Origin of the sequence: Nocardia sp. NPDC056541 (assembly GCF_042794235.1) — a bacterium.
Lineage (GTDB): Bacteria > Actinomycetota > Actinomycetes > Mycobacteriales > Mycobacteriaceae > Nocardia.
On the sequence record NZ_JBHTUD010000003.1, the window covers coordinates 268,914 to 289,721 of the forward strand.

General features: G+C 67.2%; 20 protein-coding genes. 10 read left to right on the forward strand and 10 right to left on the reverse strand.

The genetic code is table 11. The features are described from left to right. Positions 1-33 precede the first annotated feature (33 nt). The 7 genes from ACFQ9R_RS06745 (at position 34) to ACFQ9R_RS06775 (ending at position 8,198) form a co-directional block, all read left to right on the forward strand. The gene (locus tag ACFQ9R_RS06745; RefSeq protein WP_378989545.1) at positions 34-1,212 is read left to right on the forward strand and encodes a serine hydrolase domain-containing protein; all 1,179 of its coding nucleotides are present in this window, start codon (positions 34-36) and stop codon (positions 1,210-1,212) included. Between the two features lie 8 nt (positions 1,213-1,220). Then, the gene (locus ACFQ9R_RS06750; protein ID WP_378989344.1) at positions 1,221-2,558 is read left to right on the forward strand and encodes a cytochrome P450; all 1,338 of its coding nucleotides are present in this window, start codon (positions 1,221-1,223) and stop codon (positions 2,556-2,558) included. 320 nt (positions 2,559-2,878) lie between these two features. Continuing rightward, entirely contained in the window at positions 2,879-3,769 is an 891-nt protein-coding gene (locus tag ACFQ9R_RS06755; protein WP_378989345.1) for a L,D-transpeptidase, read from the forward strand. Positions 3,770-3,927: 158 nt separating this feature from the next. Further along, positions 3,928-4,839, forward strand: a complete 912-nt coding sequence (locus ACFQ9R_RS06760; protein WP_378989547.1) for a carbohydrate ABC transporter permease — start codon at positions 3,928-3,930, stop codon at positions 4,837-4,839. Continuing rightward, entirely contained in the window at positions 4,836-5,702 is an 867-nt protein-coding gene (locus ACFQ9R_RS06765) for a carbohydrate ABC transporter permease (RefSeq protein WP_378989346.1), read from the forward strand. Before ACFQ9R_RS06760 ends, ACFQ9R_RS06765 begins: the two co-directional genes overlap by 4 nt. Positions 5,703-5,723: 21 nt before the next feature. Further along, the gene (locus tag ACFQ9R_RS06770; protein ID WP_378989347.1) at positions 5,724-7,052 is read left to right on the forward strand and encodes an ABC transporter substrate-binding protein; all 1,329 of its coding nucleotides are present in this window, start codon (positions 5,724-5,726) and stop codon (positions 7,050-7,052) included. A gap of 69 nt (positions 7,053-7,121) precedes the next feature. Beyond that, complete coding sequence (locus ACFQ9R_RS06775) at positions 7,122-8,198, forward strand: ABC transporter ATP-binding protein (protein ID WP_378989348.1); 1,077 nt, start codon at positions 7,122-7,124, stop codon at positions 8,196-8,198. A 47-nt stretch (positions 8,199-8,245) separates the two neighbouring features. Here ACFQ9R_RS06775 and ACFQ9R_RS06780 read toward each other — a convergent pair whose 3' ends face one another. The 5 genes from ACFQ9R_RS06780 to ACFQ9R_RS06800 all read right to left on the reverse strand — a co-directional run bounded on the left by ACFQ9R_RS06780 (position 8,246) and on the right by ACFQ9R_RS06800 (position 13,630). After that, entirely contained in the window at positions 8,246-9,427 is a 1,182-nt protein-coding gene (locus ACFQ9R_RS06780; protein ID WP_378989349.1) for a Fic family protein, read from the reverse strand. Positions 9,428-9,521: 94 nt separating this feature from the next. Then, a complete protein-coding gene (locus ACFQ9R_RS06785) occupies positions 9,522-10,277 on the reverse strand; it encodes an MBL fold metallo-hydrolase (protein ID WP_378989350.1) in 756 nt (251 codons plus the stop codon). A gap of 64 nt (positions 10,278-10,341) precedes the next feature. Beyond that, complete coding sequence (locus tag ACFQ9R_RS06790; RefSeq protein WP_378989351.1) at positions 10,342-12,357, reverse strand: M13 family metallopeptidase; 2,016 nt, start codon at positions 12,355-12,357, stop codon at positions 10,342-10,344. Between the two features lie 42 nt (positions 12,358-12,399). After that, positions 12,400-12,765, reverse strand: a complete 366-nt coding sequence (locus tag ACFQ9R_RS06795; protein WP_378989352.1) for a DUF397 domain-containing protein — start codon at positions 12,763-12,765, stop codon at positions 12,400-12,402. 10 nt (positions 12,766-12,775) lie between these two features. Continuing rightward, entirely contained in the window at positions 12,776-13,630 is an 855-nt protein-coding gene (locus tag ACFQ9R_RS06800; protein WP_378989353.1) for a helix-turn-helix domain-containing protein, read from the reverse strand. 220 nt (positions 13,631-13,850) lie between these two features. Here ACFQ9R_RS06800 and ACFQ9R_RS06805 point away from each other — a divergent pair, with 220 nt between their 5' ends. Beyond that, on the forward strand, positions 13,851-14,381 hold the full coding sequence (locus ACFQ9R_RS06805; protein ID WP_378989354.1) for a hypothetical protein: 531 nt from the start codon (positions 13,851-13,853) through the stop codon (positions 14,379-14,381). A 1-nt stretch (position 14,382) separates the two neighbouring features. Here the strand turns inward: ACFQ9R_RS06805 and ACFQ9R_RS06810 are convergent, their stop codons facing one another. Further along, a complete protein-coding gene (locus tag ACFQ9R_RS06810; RefSeq protein WP_378989548.1) occupies positions 14,383-15,102 on the reverse strand; it encodes a pirin family protein in 720 nt (239 codons plus the stop codon). Between the two features lie 142 nt (positions 15,103-15,244). On the opposite strand from ACFQ9R_RS06810, the gene ACFQ9R_RS06815 reads away from it, so the two are divergent. Then, positions 15,245-16,558, forward strand: a complete 1,314-nt coding sequence (locus ACFQ9R_RS06815; protein ID WP_378989355.1) for an MFS transporter — start codon at positions 15,245-15,247, stop codon at positions 16,556-16,558. On the opposite strand, the gene ACFQ9R_RS06820 is transcribed toward ACFQ9R_RS06815, so the two are convergent. Next, a complete protein-coding gene (locus ACFQ9R_RS06820; RefSeq protein WP_378989356.1) occupies positions 16,527-16,763 on the reverse strand; it encodes a hypothetical protein in 237 nt (78 codons plus the stop codon). The genes ACFQ9R_RS06815 and ACFQ9R_RS06820 overlap by 32 nt on opposite strands. Before the next feature lie 92 nt (positions 16,764-16,855). Here ACFQ9R_RS06820 and ACFQ9R_RS06825 point away from each other — a divergent pair, with 92 nt between their 5' ends. Beyond that, positions 16,856-18,379, forward strand: coding sequence for a DUF4185 domain-containing protein (locus tag ACFQ9R_RS06825; protein WP_378989358.1), 1,524 nt, complete (start codon positions 16,856-16,858; stop codon positions 18,377-18,379). Between the two features lies 1 nt (position 18,380). Here ACFQ9R_RS06825 and ACFQ9R_RS06830 read toward each other — a convergent pair whose 3' ends face one another. The 3 genes from ACFQ9R_RS06830 to ACFQ9R_RS06840 form a co-directional block, all read right to left on the reverse strand. Next, positions 18,381-19,238 carry a biotin-dependent carboxyltransferase family protein gene (locus tag ACFQ9R_RS06830; RefSeq protein ID WP_378989359.1) on the reverse strand — a complete coding sequence of 286 codons (858 nt, stop codon included), beginning with the start codon at positions 19,236-19,238 and terminating at the stop codon, positions 18,381-18,383. Positions 19,239-19,307: 69 nt separating this feature from the next. Further along, positions 19,308-19,982 carry an allophanate hydrolase subunit 1 gene (locus ACFQ9R_RS06835; protein ID WP_378989360.1) on the reverse strand — a complete coding sequence of 225 codons (675 nt, stop codon included), beginning with the start codon at positions 19,980-19,982 and terminating at the stop codon, positions 19,308-19,310. Between the two features lie 15 nt (positions 19,983-19,997). Beyond that, positions 19,998-20,747 (reverse strand): LamB/YcsF family protein, encoded by a 750-nt coding sequence (locus ACFQ9R_RS06840; RefSeq protein ID WP_378989361.1) that lies wholly within the window; start codon positions 20,745-20,747, stop codon positions 19,998-20,000. Positions 20,748-20,808: the final 61 nt, after the last annotated feature.

Below are 20,808 nucleotides of genomic sequence, written 5' to 3' on the forward strand. Positions count from 1 at the left end.
GCACCGGTCGACGACTTCGCGGCGCCACGGCAAATGGTGGTCGATCCGCGCTTCATCCGGCTCGCGGATCATTTCTTCGGGATGTTCACCCAGCCCAGTCGTGGCGGCGGGGCGCTGGCCATCTACCTGGACGGACGCCCGGTCGTCGATATCTGGGCGGGCTGGGCGGCCAAGGATCAGCGCTGGACCGGCGAGAACATCGCGCTCACCTTTTCCACCGGCAAGGGTGTCGCCGCCACCGTGCTGCATCGGCTGGCCGAGCGCGGGCTCATCGATTACGAGGAGCCGGTGGCCACCTACTGGCCGGAGTTCGGGTCGCACGGCAAGGACGACATCACCGTGCGCGATGTGCTGTCCCATCGCGCGGGCCTGCATCGCGTACGCGGGCTGGTGCCGGGTCGCGAGGGCATTCTCGACTACGACGCGGTGGTGGCCGCCCTCGCCGAGAGCCCCGCCGACCCGCGCCGCATCCGCACCTCGGGCTATCACGCGATCACTTTCGGCTGGTTGGTCGCCGAGATCGTGCAGCGGGTCACCGGCGATCCGTTCACGGCGGTATTGCGCCGAGAAGTGGCCCAGCCCTTGGGAATCGACGAGTTCTGGTTTCAGGTGCCGCCGGGCGAACGGCATCGGATCGCGAAGATCTTTCCGCATCTGGCGCCACCGGGGATCCGCTGGAACACCGCGTCGTCGGTGCTGTCGTGGGTGCGACCCGCGCGTGGTCTGGCCGAGGCGGGTATGCCGGAGAGCTTCGACGAACTGGTCCGCGATCCACGGGTGCACGACGCGGTGATGCCCGGCTGGAACGGGGTGTTCTCGGCGCGGGCGCTGGCCAGGATGTACGGGGCCCTCGCCAACGGTGGGCAGGTGGGCGACGTGCGGTTCCTGCGCCCGGAGACGATCGAGACGATCAACCGCACCCAGCAGACCAGCAGCCGCGACTATGTCCTCGGACTGCCACTGCGGTTCACCCTCGGCTACCACCGGCCGGTACTGATGACCAAGCAGCAACCACGACATGCCTTCGGCCACTACGGTGTCGGCGGTTCCGGTGCCTATGCCGATCCCGATCTGGGGATGTCGATCGCGTTCGTCACCAATCGGCTGGGCGGGGCCGTGACGGCGCTCGGTGACGCGCGGTTGGCCAAGCTGGCGGCGATGGCGCAGGGGACGGTGCGGGGCGATCGAACCTCTCGAAGAGATGCCACGTAGTACCAGGTATGAGTTCGCCGAGCCCCGCGCCCACCGCGCCGCGGTTGTCCCTGCTGCACGGCGTGGCCGCGGGGCGGGATTTCGAGGGCTACCTGCGACGACGCGCCGCGCGCAGTGATCCGTTCGCAGTCGGGTTCCCCGGGTTTCCGCCGGTGCTGTTCACCGGAACGGCCGAGGGCGCACGCGCGTTGTTCCGGGCGCCGGTGGCGTTGCTGGAGCCGCCGCGGCCCAATCCGATCGAGCCGATGGTCGGGGCCGCGTCGCTGATTCTGAGTTCGGGGACGCGCCATCGCACCGATCGCGCGCTGCTGGCGCCCGCACTGCACGGCGCGCGGGTGCGACTGCTGGGCAAGGTGATTCGCGATGCGACACTGAACGAGATCCATCGTGGTCCACGAGGACCCTGGCAACTCGGCACGCGAATCGATGCGCTCGCGGCCGCGCGCGCCATCACCTTGCGTGTCATCCTCGCCGCGGTGTTCGGCGCCGATTCCGATCGCGCGGCCGAATACGGCGGCGTGGTCACCGATTTCCTCACCGCCTTCACCACCCCGCTCCTGGTGGCACCCGTATTGCGCCGTGACATCGGCGGTTTCGGTCCGTGGGAGCGGTTCACCGCGGCTCGGGAGCGGCTCGACGAGCTGATCCTGGCCGACATCACCCGCCGGCGCCGCACCGGCCCCGCCGACGGTGACCTGCTCGATCTTCTCCTCGCCACCCGCTACGACGACGGCACCACCCTCACCGACGCCGAACTGTGCGAGCAGCTACGCACCCTGCTCGTCGCGGGCCACGAAACCACCGCGACCACTCTCACCTGGGTGCTCTACCACCTGCACCGCGAACCCGGCCTGCTCGCCCGACTGCTCACCGAGCTACCCACCGCGGGCGGCGACCCGGCCGAGCAGGCCCGGCTACCGCTGCTCGACGCCGTCTGCCAGGAAACCCTGCGCCTGCATCCACCGGTGCCGATCGTGCTGCGCACGGTGAAGGAGCCGCTGCGCTGGCTCGGAGTCGACGTGGCGGCGGGCGCCACCATCGGCCTCGCCGTCGGCGTCCTGCACAGCCAACCGTCCACCTGGCCCGCACCGCACCTGTTCCACCCCGACCGGTTCCTCGACCGCACCGTCACGCCGTTCGAGTTCGCGCCGTTCGGCGGTGGTCACCGGCGCTGTATCGGCGCGACACTGGCCGACTACGAGCTGCGGATCGTGCTGGCAACGCTGCTGACCGAGGTCCGGTTGACCCTGGATCCCGCGCTGGCGCTCGGTGGACGACCGCGCACCGTGCCCCGCAATCTCGCGACCGCACCGGATCGGGCGATCCACTTCACACGCACCGGGTGATCTGCCTCACGTGACGTTTGAGAGTCACACCGGTGTGTTTCCCCGCTGTTCGCACGCACCGCCGCCGACTCGCCGCTGTGAGCGCGGCGTTTGACGGAAGCCGATGAATAACAGCATGTTATGTGACCCACGGCACATAGTTGCGCGCCTGTTATCACCGCTCGGCGCGGCTGGCACCGTGTCACCTGGTGCGGGTAGTAATGGAGGGTCAGGGTCGGGGAAGTCGTTACCCCGTAGAGACCCGTTGCGGCCTCTACGGCACATGAGAACGAGCGTCACTGAGTAGATCTCGCGCCGCCGCATGCGGAACGAGAGATGGAATGGACGAGAAACCTATGCACTACGAGGCAAATATGCGGCAATCGCACTGGCTCCGCCGGGGTCTGCTGCTGTCGGCGGCGATCGCAGCGACCGGCGCGTTGATCGCCGTGCCCGCGCAGGCTCAGCCGACTCTGCCGGGCTTCGGCGCCGGTTCGAGCCAGCCCGCGGTGAACGAGCCCGCGCAGCAGGCGCCCTTCGCGCCGCCGAACATCAACATCGCCGACGGCGAGACCGTCGGCGTCGCGCAGCCGATCATCATCACCTTCCAGGAGCCGGTCGAGGACCGCGCGGCCGCCGAGCGGGCCATCAAGGTCACCTCGAGCACCAACGCGCCCGGCTACTTCTACTGGACCTCGAGCAAGCAGGTCCGCTGGAAGCCCACCGAGTTCTGGCCGGCCAACACCAACGTGACCGTGGTCGCGGGTGGCACCTCCAGCGCGTTCCACATCGGTGACGCGTTCGTCGCCACCGTCGACGACGCCACCAAGATGATCGTCGTGACGATCAACGGTGAAGTCGTGCGCGAGATGCCGACCTCGCTCGGCAAGACCGGCCACGAGACCCCCAACGGCACCTACATCGTGGGTGAGCGGCTCGAGAAGATGACCATGGACTCGTCCACCTACGGCGTGCCGGTCACCGATCCCGAGGGCTACAAGCTCGAGGTCGAATACGCGACCCGCATCTCCAACAGCGGCATCTTCGTGCACGCCGCACCGTGGTCGGTTGCGCAGCAGGGCTATTCCAACGCCAGCCACGGCTGCCTCAACGTGAGCACCGAGGACGCGAAGTGGTTCCTGGAGAACTCGCACCGCGGTGACGCCGTGGTCATCACCGGCACCCAGGGCGGAACCCTCAGTGCGGGCGACGGTCTCGGCGACTGGAACTGATGTACTGAGCGCACTGCGCTGAACAAAACCCGAACAATACGATCAATCGAGGTCGTGTTGTTCGGGTTTTTGCTGTAATCGGCACTGTGTGCCCGATGTTCAGGAAATCGGCGGGCAGGGTTAACCAATGGTTCGCCATGCACCGTAAAGCTGCCGCGGTGCGAAAGAGTCCAGAGCGAGTACTCCCCGGGAGAAGCCGTCCGTGGCAGGACTACGCGCTGTTCGCGGTACTCGTGGTGCCGAACCTGGCGCTGCTCACCCTGTTCGTTTACCGACCGCTTGCCGATAACATCCGGCTATCGTTCACCGACTGGAATATCGCTGACCCGGTGGCGAATTCGGTCGGGTTCGACAACTACATCGAGTGGTGGCAGCGCGACGACTCATGGAAGGTCGTCAGCAATACGCTGATCTTCACCGTGGCGGCGGTTGTGGTGAGTATGGCGCTCGGTCTCGCGCTCGCCATGCTGCTCGATCGAAAACTGTTCGGGCGCAATGTAGTCCGCTCGGCGATTTTCGCCCCGTTCGTGATTTCGGGCGCGGCGATCGGCGTAGCTTTTCAATTCATCTTCGATCCGAGTTTCGGTCTGGTACAAGACGTCCTGCACCGGCTCGGCGTCGACAATGTGCCGGATTTCTATCAGGACCCGAATTGGGCCCTGTTCATGGTGACGCTCACCTACATCTGGAAGAACCTCGGCTATGCCTTCGTGATCTATCTGGCCGCGCTGCAAGGCGTGCGCGCCGAATTGCTCGAAGCAGCCGAAATGGATGGCGCGAGCAGCTGGACCCGATTCACGAAAGTTCTTCTGCCACAACTGCGTCCGACAACCTTCTTTCTGTCGATCACCGTGTTGCTGAACTCGCTGCAAGTCTTCGACATCATCAATGTGATGACGCGCGGCGGACCGCTCGGCAACGGCACGACGACGATGGTGTTCCAGGTGTACGAGGAGTCGTTCCGCAATTTCCGGGCCGGCTACGGCGCCACCGTGGCCACGATCATGTTCGTGGTGCTGCTGGTGGTCACGTTGATCCAGGTGCGCGTGATGGACCGAGGCGAACGATGAAACATGTAGGCCCGCAGACACTCTCGTACAAGCGGCGCGAACGTGCCGTCACCGGACTCGGCTACGCGGCGATGGTGTGCGTGCTGATCATCGTCGGAGTCCCGCTGTTCTGGATCCTGATCACCTCGCTCAAGGACCGCTCCGAGATCTACACCCAGCCCGCGGTCTACTGGCCGCACAGCTGGCACCCGGAGAACTACAGCCACGCCACCACCACGGTGCCGTTCTGGACGTTCCTGCGCAACTCGCTGATCGTCACCGGCGTGGTGTCGGTGGTGAAGTTCGCGCTCGGGGTGTTCAGCGCCTACGGCCTGGTGTTCCTGCGCTTCCCCGGCAAGAACATCGTGTTCCTGGTGATCATCGCGGCGCTGATGGTGCCCAACCAGATCACCGTCATCTCCAACTACGCGTTCATCGCGCAGCTCGGCTGGCGAAACACCTTCCAGGGCATCATCATTCCGCTCTGCGGGGTCGCCTTCGGCACCTTCCTGATGCGCAACCACTTCCTGTCGCTGCCCGCCGAGGTGATCGAGGCGGCGCGGATGGACGGGGCGAACTGGTGGCGGCTGCTCACTCGCGTGGTGCTGCCCATGTCGGGACCGACGATGGTGGCGTTCGCGGTGGTGACGCTGGTCAACGAGTGGAACGAGTACCTCTGGCCGTTCCTGATGGCCGATTCCGCCGATGTCGCGACGCTGCCGGTGGGGCTGACCCTGCTGCAGAACACCGAGAACCCCAGCGTCACCAACTGGGGGCCGGTGATGGCGGGCACCGTGCTCACCATGTTGCCGATCCTCATCGTCTTCCTTGCCCTGCAACGTCACATGATCAAGGGCCTCACCTCCGGTGCGGTCAAGGGATAGATCTCGAACAGGAGTTCGCCAGTGTCCAACTCACGATTCCCGGCGTTGAGCCGCCGTGGCTTCCTCGGCCTGACCGGCGGCGTCGCCGCTGCCGCGGCGCTGTCCGCGTGCGCGGGCACCGGCGGCGGATCCGGTGATTCCGGTGACGCCAACACCATCACCTTCTGGTCCAACCACCCCGGCACCTCCAAGGAGCTGGAGCTGGAGCTGATCAACCGGTTCCAGGCGAAGAACCCCGACCTGAAGGTGAACCTGGTCGACGCGGGCAAGAACTACGAGGAGGTGGCGCAGAAGTTCAACGCCGCGCTCACCGGTGGTGACCTGCCCGATGTTGTGGTGCTGTCGGATGTCTGGTGGTTCAACTACGCGCTGAGCAAGGCCATCGAACCGCTCGACGGACACTTCGGCGCCGCGGGTGTGCAGCTGAGCGACTACGTCGACTCCCTCGCCGCCGACTACCTGTTCGACGGCAAGCACTACGCGCTGCCCTACGCCCGCTCGACGCCGCTGTTCTACTACAACAAGGACGTCTGGGCGAAGGCCGGACTGCCCGACCGCGGCCCGAACTCCTGGCAGGAATTCGACGAGTGGGGCCCGAAGCTGCAGTCGCTCGTCGGCGCCGACAAGTTCGCGCACGCCTGGGGTGACGCGAAGAACTACCTGGGCTGGACCTTCCAGGGCCCGAACTGGACCTTCGGCGGCGCCTACTCCGATCAGTGGAAGCTGAAGTTCACCGATCCGGGTTCGATCGCCGCGGCCACGTACCTGCGCGACTCGATCAACGTCAAGAAGTACGCCGCGATCCGCCCGCAGATCGCGGTCGACTTCGGCACCGGCGTCGCGGCCTCGACCATCGCCTCCACCGGCGACCTCAAGGGCATCAAGAAGAACGCCGACGGCAAGTTCGAGGTCGGCACCGCGTTCCTGCCGCACCCGAACGGTCCCGGCGTCACCACCGGCGGCGCCGGTCTGGCGATTCCGTCGCGGATCTCGGATACGCGAAAGGTCAACGCGCTCAGGTTCATCGAGTTCATCACCAATGCGGCCAACACGGCGTACTTCACGCAGAACACGGGCTATATGCCGGTGCGCAAGTCGGCCGTGACCGACCCCAGCGAGATCGACTTCCTGGCGAAGAACCCCAACTCCAAGGTCGCCATCGACCAGCTCTCGGTAGCGAAGTCGCAGGACTACGCGCGCGTGTTCGTGCCCGGCGCCGATCAGATCATCGGTACCGGCTACGAGCAGATCGGTCTCCAGAACGCCGATCCGGCCACGGTTCTCGCGAAGGTGGCCGCCGACGTGCAGGCGATCATCGACCGGCAGATCACGCCCAAGCTGCCCAAGTAGTTCCCCCACGGGCCGGTGGTTCGTTGTGACCACCGGCCCGTTTCGCTTTCCCCGCTAGGAGAATTCGCCATGGCGACAGTGCAGTTCGACGGTGTGACCCATCGCTATCCCGGCGCCGACGCCCCCGCCGTCGACGCACTCGACATCGACATCGCCGATGGTGAATTCCTGGTGCTGGTCGGCCCATCCGGCTGCGGCAAGTCGACCAGTCTGCGGATGCTGGCCGGACTCGAATCCGTCGAGGCGGGCACGATTCGGATCGGTGAGCGCGATGTCACCGACCTGCCGCCGCGCGCCCGCGACGTGGCGATGGTGTTCCAGAGCTACGCGCTCTACCCGAACATGACCGTCGCCGAGAACATGGGCTTCGCGCTGCGCAACGCGGGAATGTCGAAGTCCGACACCTTGGTTCGGGTGAAGGAAGCCGCGGCGATGCTCGAACTCGAGCCGCTGCTCGACCGCAAACCGGCCAAGCTCTCCGGCGGCCAGCGTCAGCGCGTTGCCATGGGCCGGGCCATCGTGCGCCGCCCCCAGGTGTTCTGCATGGACGAGCCGCTGTCCAACCTGGACGCGAAGTTGCGGGTGAGCACCCGATCCCAGATCGCCGCGTTGCAGCAGCGACTCGGCACGACCACCGTCTACGTCACCCACGACCAGGTGGAGGCGATGACGATGGGGCACCGTGTCGCGGTGCTGCGCGACGGAAGGTTGCAGCAGATCGCTTCTCCGCGTGAGCTGTACGACAATCCGCTGAACACCTTCGTCGCCGGGTTCATCGGCTCGCCCGGCATGAACCTGCTCGAAGCGCCCGTCGTCGACGGCGAGGCGGTGCTCGACGGACTGCGAATCCCGGTGCCCCGCACTGTTTCCGGTACGCGCGTCGTTCTGGGCATCCGCCCCGAATCCTGGGAAGTCACCACCGATCCCGCCGGGATCACCGTCGTCGCCGAACTACTCGAGGAACTCGGCGCCGAATCCTTCGTCTACACCCACGGCGCGGGCACCGACTGGTCCACCCGCTCGGGCAAGATCGTGGTCCGAGTCGATCGCCGGTTCCAGACCACGCTCGGCGAGACCTTGCACCTGCGGCCGAAGCCGGAGGAAGTCTTCTTCTTCGACGCCGGCACCGAACTGCGTTTGCGCTGATCAGGCATTCGGTCAGGCGGTACCGCGACGCGGCCGAGCGGCCTGCGCTAGGACAGGCCCGCCGCTGTGCGTCGGCCGATCGCGGCGTTGAGGGCGTCGAGTTCGGCGAGGATGTCGGTGGCGGCCCAGATTCGATTTCGTTTGGAGTCGGAGACGACGTCGAGGATCCCCACGTCGACGAGTCGTTCGAGGGCACGGTAGGTAGCCGAATCGGTGGTCGCCGTGATGGCGTTCGCGCCGGCGACAGTGAGAATCGGGTGCTCGACCAGGTTCGCCAAGAGCGCTTCGTCCGCGGAACCGCCGCGAGGACGGGCGCGGTCTCGCCATCGCTGGGGGAGCGCGGCGAGCGTGCGGGCCGAATCGATCGCCGCCTCGCTGGCGTACACCGCGGCGAGCGCCAGATAGATGACGAATTCGTCGGCGGCGCCGGCGCGGTAGGCGGCCAGTTGGGCGAAATAGCGCGAGGTGTCGGCGAGCATGACCGACGCCAGGGGAACGGTGACCCTGTCGGTCAGCCCGCGTCTGCGCAGAATGGCGCTCACCAGGGCGCGTCCGATCCGGCCGTTGCCGCTGACGAACGGGTGGATCGACACGAACTGCGCGTGCGCGATCGCGGCTTGGACCAGGATCGGCAGATCACCACGCGCGACGAAGGCCAGCAGGTCGGCGACCAATTCGGGCACGAGTTCCGGTGGCGGCGGTACGTACAGGGCGTGCAGCGGCGTGTAATCGCTTCCGCCGATCCAGGTTTGGACGGTCCGGAAGCGTCCCGCCTTCTCCCATTCCGGAGCGATCAGCACGCGATGGGCGCTGAGCAGATTCGCCTCCGTGATCCGGCCGGTCGCCGCACTGTCGACCAGTCCGGTGAGGGCCCGGACCGCGCTGACCTGTGACGCCGCCTCAGGTCCGGTCGTCGCGCCGCCGAAGGATTTGCTGAATGCTCGCCACCCCGCATCGATGTGCTCGATCCGCGACGACGCGACAGCCTCGCTGCGCAGCAGGAATTCGCGCAGCGGTGCCGAATACTGGCCCTGGCCGGCTTCGAGATGTGTCACCGCGATCACCGCGGCCTCGCTCGCCGATGTTGTTCGCCTGGTGGCGAAGTCGAGTTCGGCGATACGCGGTGGGATCGACACCGCTGCCTGCTCGGGGACGGGGCCGACTCGCGGACTTCGTCCGTCACGCGCCTGCCAGGAATGCTGCTCCGTGCGGTGGGCCGGCCAATCCATCTGCTCTTACTGTACTTTCGCTATCACAAACTCTACTTACATGGTCACTACTCGCGTTTGCCCAGAGTGACGACAGCAATCAGCTGACTACTCGTTATTCGCGCCGTTCGGTTCTCGCGTGGGCCCGCGCCCGGTCGACAGCTTGCCGGATGCCCTCGGTGAAGGGGACACCGTGGCCGGGGAGAACCAGATCGGCGGCGAGCGGCTCGAGGGCCTCGAGTGCGGTGAGGGTTTCCGGGGTCGAGTGGTTGAAGAAGTCGGGAAGTAATTGGGGGCCTGTAAATTTCGAGGTGGGATGCGCGGTAACCAGGGTGTCGCCGGTGACTACCGCACCGGCCGCTGCGAGATGGAAGGCCGAATGGCCCGAGGTGTGTCCCGGGGTGGCGATCGGCGTGGGGCGGCCGGGAAGATCCAGCTCGCCCGCGGTGCGGAAGGGCTGGATATGGGGGACCGGGTTCTTGCGGAGGCCACCCGCGCGAGTGATCCGCAGCGCCCAGCCGCAGGTGGAGACATCGGTGAGCCGTTTGATGACGTCGAGCGGAGTGGCGGACTCATGGACCTCACCTTTGGCATGGGCCACCTCGAGCCGGCTGGTGTAGGCGGGGATGCCGTACTTCGCATGGAGGTGGTTGAGGGCGCCGACGTGATCCAGGTGCGCATGGGTCAGCAGAACCGCGGCGATGTCTTCGACGCGATGACCGAGGGCCTCGACACTGGCTTCGATCAGGTCGGCGTCGCCGTACCACCCCGCGTCGATCAGCGTGAGGTCACGGCCCTCGCGGAGTAGGACCATGTTCACGTCCGTACCCGCGATGGTGAAGACGTTGTCGGCTACCTGCTGGTGACGCATGAGATTGCCCCTCTGCGATGGAGTGGTGTCGACCCTACCGGCGACCGGCAGGGTCGAGACCTCGTCACCAGATGGTCACACGTTCCTCCGGCTTCAAGTAGAGCTTGTCGTCCGGAGTCACACCGAAAGCGTCATAGAAGGTGTCGATATTGCGGATCACCGCGTTGCAGCGGAACTCCGGCGGGGAGTGCGGGTCGACGGCGAGGCGGCGGATGGCCTCCTCGGTGCGGGCCTTGGTGCGCCAGACCTGCGCCCAGCCGTAGAAGACGCGCTGCAGACCGGTGAGACCGTCGATCACCGGAGGCTGCTTGCCTTCGAGCGAAATCTTGTAGGCGGCAAGAGCGATGGACAGTCCGCCGAGGTCGCCGATGTTCTCACCGATGGTGAATTCGCCGTTCACGGTGTGCTCGTCGTCCAGGTCGGCGGGGGAGAGCACGTTGTACTGGTCGATCAGGGCCTTGGTGCGCTTGCCGAACTCGGCGCGATCCTCGTCGGTCCACCAGTCCTGCATGTTGCCGTCGCCGTCGTATTTCGCGCCCTGGTCGTCGAAGCCGTGCCCGATCTCGTGGCCGATCACCGCGCCGATCCCGCCGTAGTTGGCGGCGTCGTCGGCGTTCATGTCGAAGAACGGCGGCTGCAGGATCGCCGCGGGGAACACGATCTCGTTCATGCCGGGGTTGTAGTAGGCGTTCACGGTCTGCGGGGTCATGAACCATTCGCCGCGATCGACTTCGCCACCCAGTTTGCCCAGGTCGCGGTCGTGCTCGGCGGCATGGCCACGGCGGTAGTTGCCGACGAGGTCGCTCGCGTCGATCTCGACCGCGGAGTAGTCGCGCCAGGTGTCGGGGTAGCCGATCTTGGGGGTGAACTTCTCCAGCTTGGTCAGTGCGGCCGCGCGGGTGTCGGGGCCCATCCACTCGAGGTCGGCGATATTGCGGCGGTAGGCCTCCTGGAGATTGGCCACCAGCTCCACCATGCGGGCCTTGGCCTGCGGCGGGAAGTGCCGGGCCACATACAATTTGCCGACCGCTTCGCCGAGCAGTTCCTGCACCAGCGACACTCCGCGCTTCCAGCGTTCGCGGTTCTCCTCGGCACCGGTGAGGGTGCGTCCGTAGAAGTCGAAGTACTCCTCGACGATCTCGTCGGTGAGGAACCCCGAGCGCGCGTGCAGCACCTGCCACGCCGCCCACGCTTGCCAATCCGCCTGCGGCACCTCGGCCCAGGCAGCGGCGAAGGCGCGCAGGTAGCCGGGCTGGCGCACGACGAGCTCGGCGAACAGGTCCTTGCCGTCACGGTCGAGTCCGGTGGCGACACCGTCTACCCAAGCGGCCCAGTCGAATTCCGGGTTCTCTGCGACCAGGTCGGCGAAAGTGGTGAGGTTGTAGCTCTTCTCGGCGTCGCGGCGCCGCACGACATCCCAATGACCCGCGGCGAGTGTGCGTTCCAGCTCGAACACGCGACGGGCGGCGTCGGCCGGGTCGGCGGGGAGCAGGCCCGCCAGCGACGCGTCCGCGGCGGCGATGGTGAACGTCTTGGTGATGTGCGCGAGGTACGCGTCGCGGATGTCCGCGAACTCGTCGGCGCGGTAGTAGGACTCGTCGGGCAGCCCGATGCCCGACTGGGTCGCGTGCACCAGATAGCGGGTGGAGTTCTTGTCGTCGGTGTCCACGTAGTAGGCGAGCGCGCCACGGACCCCCGTGCGCTGCAAGCGCCCGAGCAGCGCGGCGAACGCGCTCGGATCGCCGACCTCGGCGATCGCGCGCAGCTCCTCGGCGACAGGCGTGAACCCGGCCGCCGCGACCACATCGGTGGCCATGAAGCTCGAGAACAGATCCCCGATCTTGCGGGCATCGGCATCGTCGGCGGCACCGGCCGCGCTATCGGTGATGATCGCCTGCACATCTAGCTCGGCCTGGTCGTAGAGCGTGCGAAACGCACCGTCGACAGCCCGGTCGGCCGGGATCTCGTACCCGGCCAACCACTGCCCGTTGACATGCGCGAACAGATCGTCCTGCACCCGCACATCCTGATCGCGGAAGGACAGATCAATACCGGAGGGAGCGCTCAGATCAGAAGTCACGCCCCCCAGTATGCCGAAATACCGATGGCCGGCGATGTGGTCTTACGCGCAGGCGAACTCGTCGTCTCGGACGCCGGCGGTGAAGGCATTCCACTCTTCGGGGGTGAAGTGCAGCAGGACGGCTTCGTGGCGGAGCGTGGTCGAGCCGTCGGAGGAGGTGTGGGCTACCAGGTCCGGGTGGGGGCGGGCGGTGAGCAGGCAGTGGAGGAAGGCTGTCCACAGGGGGGCGTCGACGGTGATGACGGGCTCGACCAAGCCGGCGTTCATCGGGTTGCGGCGAAATTTGCTGTCTCGTATCTGGACAGCGTCTCCGTCGAAACGAACCTCGACACACTGGTTGCCGTTATTCGAGCGTGACGAGGTGAACCAGCCGTGTTCGGCCGGGCGGCGGCGAGCGGTGGTGGACATAACCAGAATCTTACACGCTTGCATACTCCCTGATCAGGGCGAGAGATTCGGTGCGGGAAAGGGATTGCTCGCGGGCGCGCACGTAGGCGAAGCCGAGATCGCGGACCTGTTCGGCATCGTCGACATGGCCGCCGAACACCGCGCTCTCAGCCCAGGCGAAGGTAGGTAGCTGATCGCTTGCGAAGTCGAGCAGATGGAAGCTGGAACCGCCGAGCACGGCCCCCTCGGGCGCGCTGAACGGGATGACGCGCACGTCGACGGTGTCGAGTTCGCGCACCAGCGCGACCAGGTGCCGCAACTGCCCGCGCAGCACCTCGCCACCGCCGGTCTGCTGACGCAAGGTCGCCTCGCCGAGCACCGCGGTGAGTTCCAGCGGATCGGGCCCGCGCAGCCGCTGCTGGCGGCGTAGTCGTATCGAGACTAATTGGTCAACCTGAACCGGGCGGATCATCACATCGGCACTGATCAGCGCCCGCGCGTACGCCTCGGTCTGCAGCAGACCGGGCACGATCATGCTGTCGTAGCTGCGGATACTCTGCGCGCCGGCCTCCATCCCGTACAGCCGCTGCAACTCGGGACCGATCAGCGCCGAGGAGGCCGTCGTCCACCAGCCACGCTGTTTACTCGCCTCGAGCAGGGCGAGCAGTTCGCGGCGTTCGTCGGGTGTCACATCGAGAACATCGAGGACCGGCTCGATGGTGGTGCGGGTGAGCACCCGCCTGCCCTTCTCGACATGCGACCAGTTCGCGGGCGTGAACCCGACGCGACGGGCGAACCCGGCCGAATCGAATCCGCGCTGCTCACGGAGTTCGCGCAGACGCAGGACGAGTTCCCAGCGCGCGACGGTCGGCGAAACGGGAGCCATGGGCGAATATCGTACGCCGATCGACACGCCAGCTACTGACTATTGTCAGCATGGTTGTGCGGCTATAGGCTGTCCGGAACGGTCTTTTTCTCTCACGTCCTGCCGTTATGAAAAAGTTTCCTGCGCACCCGGTCGTGATGCTCCACCACCCACCGAGTTTCGCCCCGATCGAGCGAACTCACAGCTACATCGAACCACCGTCGACAGAGACGAGGTCGTGATGAGCACGTTGCACACCGATGAGGACAAGGGCGGGTATACGGCGGCCGAGGAATACTCGGCCACCCAGGACGCTTTGGCGCGCTGTCGCCAATACCGCAAGCACCATGGCCTCTACGGCGTCGTCGACGCGGCGCTGGGGCGGATCGTGCTCGAGATCGGCTCGGTCGGCGCGGTGGTGATGCCGTCGACGCTGGGCGAACGGGTCCGCGGGCTGCTCGTCACGCGGGGCCTGCGCTGCGGGCCGATCATCGCCCACCCGCGCTCCGGTCGCTGGACCTTCCTCACCGGCCCGGTAGACAACTCCTACCTCGACACCGTGCTGTTCGCCGAGCTGTTCCGGGTCTGCGCCTCGGTCGCCCTGCCCGGTAGCGAGGTGGTGCTGCCCTCACCGGCCGACGAGCGCAGCGGATATCGCACCTGGATGCAGGCGCCAGACGGCGACTTCCGACCCGAATTCGCGCAGATCGTCGCCGCTACCAGGACAAATGCCAAGTCGGCGACCTTGACCCGGCAGCCGGGTTCAGCCTGAGCTACCCGCCGCCGAGGCGCGCGTGCATCTCCCAGACGAGCACCTCGGCGTCGCCGTGCGGACGGATCAACTGACCACCGGAGCGGGTCAGCCGAATCGCGTCGCCCTGGGACAGGGTGCCGAGGCCCTCGACGTCGACCTCACCGCGTGCGACGAAAACATGCAGGTAGGGAGCATCGGGGAGGGTGACGCCGGGACTGTCGGCCGTCATCCTGGCGACGTGCATGGCGGCATGTGAGGAATTGATCGCGATGGCCGTGCGGTCGCGATAGCGGGGCAGGCCCGACGCGACCGTCACCAGATCGCCGCGCGCGAGTTCGTCGTCGATCTCGAGCTGCTGGTAGCCGGGGTCGACGCCCGGCTCATCCGGAACCACCCACATCTGCACGAAGTGCACCGGCTCGTCGTGGGTCTTGCCGTCGAGGCGCCACGAATCATTCTTCTCCGAGTGCTGGATGCCGGTGCCCGCGCTCATCCGCTGGGCCAGACCCGGATAGATGACGCCGTTGTGGCCGAGCGAATCCTGATGCACGAGGCTGCCGCCGAGCACCCAGGTGACGATTTCCATGTCCCGATGCGGATGGGTGTCGAAGCCCTCGCCGGGCAGCACCACGTCCTCGTTGTTCACCAGCAGCAGCCCGTGATGGGTGTTGTCGGGGTCGTAGTGCTCGCCGAAGGAGAACGAATGCTTGGAGTCGAGCCACGGGATCCGCGTCTTCATCCGGTCGCCACCGCGGTGTAGTTCGATCCGCGGCGGTGTCGTCGATGTGGGCGTCACCCTTCAATTCTGGCACCACTATGGTCATGACGTGTCGACTCATCCCCCTGACGGCTCGAATACGGCGGATGAGCAGCCGATCTCGATGAGACATCTGCTTCGCGACACCCGCGAGGTGGTCCGCCGGAACCCGCGGGTGCCACGTCTGGCCCTGTTGCGGCTGGCCGCGCAGTTCGGTGACGGGATGTTCCAGGCGGCCCTGTCGGGCGCGATCCTGTTCAACCCGGAACGCGAGACCGATCCGCTGGCCATCGCCGCCGGTTTCGCGGTGCTGCTGCTGCCGTATTCGGTGCTCGGGCCGTACGCGGGCGCGCTGCTGGATCGATGGGATCGGCGCAATGTGCTGCTGGTGGCGAGTGTGGCGCGGGCGGTGCTGATCGGCGTGGCCGCGATCGGGCTGTTCGTGGGCGTGGGGGAGACGCCACTGCTGGTGCTGGCGCTGGCGACGGTAGGGATCAGCAGATTCGTGCTGGCCGGTGTGTCGGCGGCGCTGCCGCGCGTGCTCGAACAGCGCTGGCTGGTGCCGATGAATTCGGTACTGGCGACGGTGGCCTCGGTATGTGCCGGGATCGGCGCCGCGGCGTCGGTGGCGGTGATCGCGCTGATCGGCGCGGGTGACGCGGCCTCGGCGGTCGCGGTCGCGTTGAGCGGGATCGGCTCGATGGTCGGCGCGGTGCTGGCCTTGGGGTTCCGCCCGCATGTGCTCGGTCCCGACCGCGGCTCGGCGGGGACCGAGAGCACCGTGCACGCCATCGCGACCGGTCTGCGCACCGGCGCACGAGCCGTGTGGCATTCGGCCCAGGTGACCACGGCGATGATCGGAATCGGCGCGCATCGCGTCGTCTTCGGGATGAACACGCTGATCATGGTGCTGGTGCTGCGTCAGCCCACCGACGGCACCGAGATGAGCGGCGGGCTGGTCGGCTTCGGGGTCGCGATCGGCTTCGCGGCGGCGGGCATGTTGCTGGCCGCGATCGGCGCGCCGATCCTGATTCCGCGCCTCGGCAGGCCGCGCACGGTACTGGTGGGGCTCTCGACGGCGGTGATCGTGCAACTCACGCTCGTGACGCCCATCGCGCTGGCCACCGGGCCCGCGGTCGACAACGCGCACCGGCTGCTGCTGGCAGGCGCGTTCGGGCTCGGCCTCGCCGGGCAGACGATCAAGCTCACCGGCGACGCGAGCATGCAGATCGACATCGACGACGACCAGCGCGGGCAGGTATTCGCCCTGCAGGACACGGTTTTCAACGTCTGTTTTGTCTTGGCGATCGCGGTGACCGCGCTGGTGATCCCGGCCGACGGACGTTCGATCGGGGTGGTGCTGGCCGGCGCCGGGGTGTACGCCCTCGGCATCGCGGCCATCGCGCTCAATTCCCGTCGAGCCAGGGTGGCCTGCTGAGGGTGCCCGCGGTTTCCTGGGCCAGCACCGTGCGGTGATCGGCGGTGGCCAGCGGGATATCGGGGAGGAGCGTGTCGTGGTCGATGCCGGTGTCGTAATCGATCCAGAGGGCATCGACGACGCTCGTGTCGGCCAGTCCGTCGTGGCTCGACCAGTGGTGCACGACCGCGTCGCCGGTTCCGAAGACGTACTCGATTTCGTTCACATGTGTTTGGACGCACGGCAACAGCGATCGGTTCCGGTAAGTTCTCACAAGATCACAGGTGTTCCTCGCCGACACCGATTCGAGGGAGCCAGATGCGCGCAAGACCGGTATCGCACGGAACTGCCGCCGTGGGTGTGGTGCTGTCCGCCATCCTCGCCGTCCCCGCGCAGGCGGGCCCACTGCCGTGGGTGCCTCCGCCGGTGAATCTCTGCGGAGAAACAGGATTCGACCCGGTCAACCGGCTGCCGGACCCGGCCGCACCGCCGGCGCCGGTCCTGCCGCCGAGCATCGACATCCCCGTCTGGGTGCCGCAGCTGACGCCGGTACCGATTCCCGACCCGCCGCACGACAACACGCGCGTTGCACAGGTTCCGCTGCCCACCGATCCGTGCCGCAATCCGTGCCCGGAGGTCCGTGACACGCCGGAACCCGAACCCGAAAGTTCGGACGAGTCCACCTCGACCGGATCGGCGATCGCGTTGCCGCGGATCAGGATCAACCCGGAGATCGAGCCGATTCCGATCCCGGTGCCCGGCGGCGAGAGCGAACCGGCCCAGGAAGCGCCGGAACCGGTGATCCGGCCGATCGAACGTGGCCCGCTCGCGGCGCCGGTCGCGCCTGCGAAGGTGGAGTCCGTCCGCCTCGTGGACCAGGTCACCGGACACGGCTCGACCAACCGGACCGATATGCGCTGGCAGGTCGACGGCACCGACCTCGGGCTGTTCTGGGAAACCGAACCGGGCAAGGTGGCCATGGTGTTCGGCGACACCTTCGGCGAGGGCTGGGCCTACGGCGGCGCGGGCTCCGACGGCGCCGACTGGCGATCGAATGTGCTGGCCTACAGCACCGACAAGGATCTGAACGACGGCATCACCATCGACTCGATGGTGCAGGACAGCCCCTGTCACGCCGCCGAACTCCTCGGCAGCCGCAAGATCAAGAACTGGGAGACCACCACGATCCCGACCTCGGGGTTCGCGCTCGGCAAACGGCAGTTCATGAGCTACATGTCGGTGAACCACTGGTCGAAGATCCCCGGCATGTGGATGACGAACTACGGCGGACTCGCCTACTCCGACGACGGCGGCTCGACCTGGACCAAAGATCAGCATGCCCGCTGGGAGAACATGTTCGGTCTCGGGCAGTTCCAGGTGGCGGCGATGGTGCCGCACGGGGATTACGTCTACATGTTCGGCACGCCCAACGGCCGGATCGGGATGATCGGCCTGGCCAGGGTGCGCAAGGCCGACGTGCTCAACAAGACCGCCTATCAGTACTGGGTGGACGGCAATTGGGCGCCCGCGGCGCAGAACTCGGCGACACCGCTCGTGAACGGGATGGCCAGCGAGCTGTCGGTGCGGTTCGACGAGGAAAGCCGGCAGTGGCAGATGGTCTATCTCGATTCGGCCGCGAGCCAGATCGTGTTGCGGACCGCGGGTCAGCCGCAGGGCGCCTGGACCTCGACCGTGCCGCTGGTGTCCACCGAGATGTATCCGAAGGCGTACGGCGGGTTCATCCATCCCTGGTCGACCGCGCAGGACCTCTACTTCACGATGTCGGCGTGGGACAGCTACAACGTGTACCTCATGCACGCGCGATTGAATCCGCCGCGCTGAGTCAGGACGCCGCCACGAACAGCAGCCGGTCGCCGGGGCGAGCCTGCGCGACACGGTCGACATCGGCATCGAGGACGACGGCGATCACCGGATAACCGCCGGTGATCGGGTGATCGGCCAGGAAGACGACGGGCTGACCGCTCGGTGGCACCTGCACCGAGCCCAGCGCCACACCCTCGGAGGGCAATTCGCGGCCGATCGACCGCACCAGCGGGGGTCCGTCGGCGCGATCCAGCCGGGCGCCGACCCGGTCGGTGTCGGTGGAAACGATCCAGGAACCGCGGAACAGCTGGTCGGGATCGGTGAACCAGTCCGCGCGCGGGCCCGGACACGCTCGGACCGTGAGCACTTTCGGCGGTAGCGGAACCGGCGCGAATTCCACGGTCGGCAGGGTGCGCGGCGGGGGACCGACCGGCAACTGCGTGCCGACCACCAGCGGGTCGGGACCGATGCCGGACAAGGTGTCGCGGCTACGCGAACCCAGCACCTTGGCCACATCGATTCCGCCACGCACCGCCACGTAGCTGCGCAGACCAGTGTTCGCGAGGCCGAGTCGCAGCACCTGGCCCTCGTCGAGTTCGAGCACACTCGCATGCCCGACCGGGGTGCCGTCGACGGTGGCGGGGGCGGGCGCGCCGGTGACCGCGACGGTGAGGTGACCGTCGGCGCGCAGGGCGAGGCCGCCGAGCAGTGCTTCGATGGCGGCGAAGTTCTCCGGATTGCCGACCAGCCGGTTCGCCAGCCGCAGCGACCCGCGGTCGGCCGCACCTGCCTGGCCGACGCCGGAATCGAACCAGCCCTGTCTGCCCAGGTCCTGCACTGTCGCGAGCGGCCCCACCCGTTCGATGAAGATCAGCATTCGATCTCTCCCCGATTCGCTGTCGAGGCGGCGCACCGTTGAGCAGCCCTTGATTTTCCGCCGAAGCAGCTATTCCTCGGAAGCGACGAACCTGATCGCCGAACCCGCCCGCACCAGCGCGGGTGGATCGCGGTCCACCGCCCACATTCGCAGATCGGTGGTGCCGATCAACTGCCAACCGCCCGGCGTGCCGCGCGGGTAGACCGCCGAATATCCGCCGGCCAGCGCCACCGCGCCCGCCGGGATGGCCGTGCGGGCATGGGTGCGGCGTGGCACCGTGAGCCTGCCGTCGGGCGAGGTGAGGTAGCCGAAACCGGGCGCGAAACCGACGAACGCGCACCGCCAGACAGTGCCGGTATGCGCCGCGATCACCTCCGGGATCGACAGGTCGAGCAGCCGGGCCACCTCGGGCAGGTCCGCGCCGTCGTAGTGCACCGGGATCTCCACGACCGCCTCGGTATCCGGCACTGTTCCACGGGAAACATCTGGCGAATCCGCTTGCGGTGGCTCGTGATCCAGCCGGTCGAGCAGCGCGACGAGTTCACGGCGGACCTGCACGCCATAACTCACCGAATGCATGGTGACCAGCACGGTTTCCGCCGCGGGCAGCACATCCTCGACACCGGCTATCGCGTGCACGCGCAGCGCGGAGGCCAACCGCTGTACCGGGCGCGGGTCGTCGAGGGTGATGAGCACGGCGCGGTCACCCGCGGGCCGGATCCGCGCGTTCCAATCGATGTCCATCGTGCCTCCCACCCCTCAGCTGAACGGCTCCACCGGTATCCCGGCTTCGTCGAGCGCCCCCCGGATCCGGCGGGCCATCTCGACGGCCGCCGGAGAGTCGCCGTGGACGCACACGCTGGCCACGGACACGGCGACCGTACCGGGACCGTCTACGGTACGCGCGGTCCCCGACAGCGCAAGAGTTGTCGCCTGGGCCACGGCGTCGTCGGCCGACAGCACCGCCCCGGCAACTCCGCGCGGGGCCAGCGAACCTGTTGCAGTGTAAGCCCGGTCGGCGAATCCCTCACCGACGAAACGCACCCGCTGAGCGGCCCGTTCCAGTTCGGTACCCGCCGGTCCGAGCAGCGCGAGACCGGGTTCGGCTTCGGCCACCGCGGCGACAAGGGCTTCGGCGAGCAGGCGATCGCGGGCGGCCGCGTGGTAGAGCGCGCCGTGCGGTTTCACATAGCGGACCCGGTCGCCCGCCGCCCGCGCGAAGGCCGCGAGCGCGCCGATCTGATAGAGCACCTCGTCGCGCAGATCGGCCGGGGCGATGGCGATATCGCGGCGGCCGAAACCGACCAGATCGCGATAGCCGACGTGCGCGCCGATCCGCACACCCTTGGCCACGGCGAGTTCGCAGGTGCGGCGCATGGTGGCCGGATCGCCTGCATGGAAACCACACGCGATGTTCGCGCTGGTCACGATGTCGAGCATGGCGGCGTCGTCGCCCATCCGCCACGGGCCGAAGCCCTCGCCCAGATCACTGTTCAGGTCCAGCGGCATGTGATGCCCTCCGGTCTTCGCGGGTCACTCGCCGGGAATGTACCCCGGTATTTCGAGCATG

What these genes read in the sequence shown, in the direction of transcription:
- ACFQ9R_RS06745 (WP_378989545.1), top strand. Translation starts at nt 34, where the DNA reads ATGGTGGTCGATCCGCGCTTCATCCGGCTCGCGGATCATTTCTTCGGG.
- ACFQ9R_RS06750 (WP_378989344.1), top strand. Translation starts at nt 1,221, where the DNA reads ATGAGTTCGCCGAGCCCCGCGCCCACCGCGCCGCGGTTGTCCCTGCTG.
- ACFQ9R_RS06755 (WP_378989345.1), top strand. Translation starts at nt 2,879, where the DNA reads ATGGACGAGAAACCTATGCACTACGAGGCAAATATGCGGCAATCGCAC.
- ACFQ9R_RS06765 (WP_378989346.1), top strand. Translation starts at nt 4,836, where the DNA reads ATGAAACATGTAGGCCCGCAGACACTCTCGTACAAGCGGCGCGAACGT.
- ACFQ9R_RS06775 (WP_378989348.1), top strand. Translation starts at nt 7,122, where the DNA reads ATGGCGACAGTGCAGTTCGACGGTGTGACCCATCGCTATCCCGGCGCC.
- ACFQ9R_RS06780 (WP_378989349.1), bottom strand. Translation starts at nt 9,427, where the DNA reads ATGGATTGGCCGGCCCACCGCACGGAGCAGCATTCCTGGCAGGCGCGT.
- ACFQ9R_RS06785 (WP_378989350.1), bottom strand. Translation starts at nt 10,277, where the DNA reads ATGCGTCACCAGCAGGTAGCCGACAACGTCTTCACCATCGCGGGTACG.
- ACFQ9R_RS06795 (WP_378989352.1), bottom strand. Translation starts at nt 12,765, where the DNA reads ATGTCCACCACCGCTCGCCGCCGCCCGGCCGAACACGGCTGGTTCACC.
- ACFQ9R_RS06800 (WP_378989353.1), bottom strand. Translation starts at nt 13,630, where the DNA reads ATGGCTCCCGTTTCGCCGACCGTCGCGCGCTGGGAACTCGTCCTGCGT.
- ACFQ9R_RS06805 (WP_378989354.1), top strand. Translation starts at nt 13,851, where the DNA reads ATGAGCACGTTGCACACCGATGAGGACAAGGGCGGGTATACGGCGGCC.
- ACFQ9R_RS06810 (WP_378989548.1), bottom strand. Translation starts at nt 15,102, where the DNA reads ATGAAGACGCGGATCCCGTGGCTCGACTCCAAGCATTCGTTCTCCTTC.
- ACFQ9R_RS06815 (WP_378989355.1), top strand. Translation starts at nt 15,245, where the DNA reads ATGAGACATCTGCTTCGCGACACCCGCGAGGTGGTCCGCCGGAACCCG.
- ACFQ9R_RS06825 (WP_378989358.1), top strand. Translation starts at nt 16,856, where the DNA reads ATGCGCGCAAGACCGGTATCGCACGGAACTGCCGCCGTGGGTGTGGTG.
- ACFQ9R_RS06830 (WP_378989359.1), bottom strand. Translation starts at nt 19,238, where the DNA reads ATGCTGATCTTCATCGAACGGGTGGGGCCGCTCGCGACAGTGCAGGAC.
- ACFQ9R_RS06835 (WP_378989360.1), bottom strand. Translation starts at nt 19,982, where the DNA reads ATGGACATCGATTGGAACGCGCGGATCCGGCCCGCGGGTGACCGCGCC.
- ACFQ9R_RS06840 (WP_378989361.1), bottom strand. Translation starts at nt 20,747, where the DNA reads ATGCCGCTGGACCTGAACAGTGATCTGGGCGAGGGCTTCGGCCCGTGG.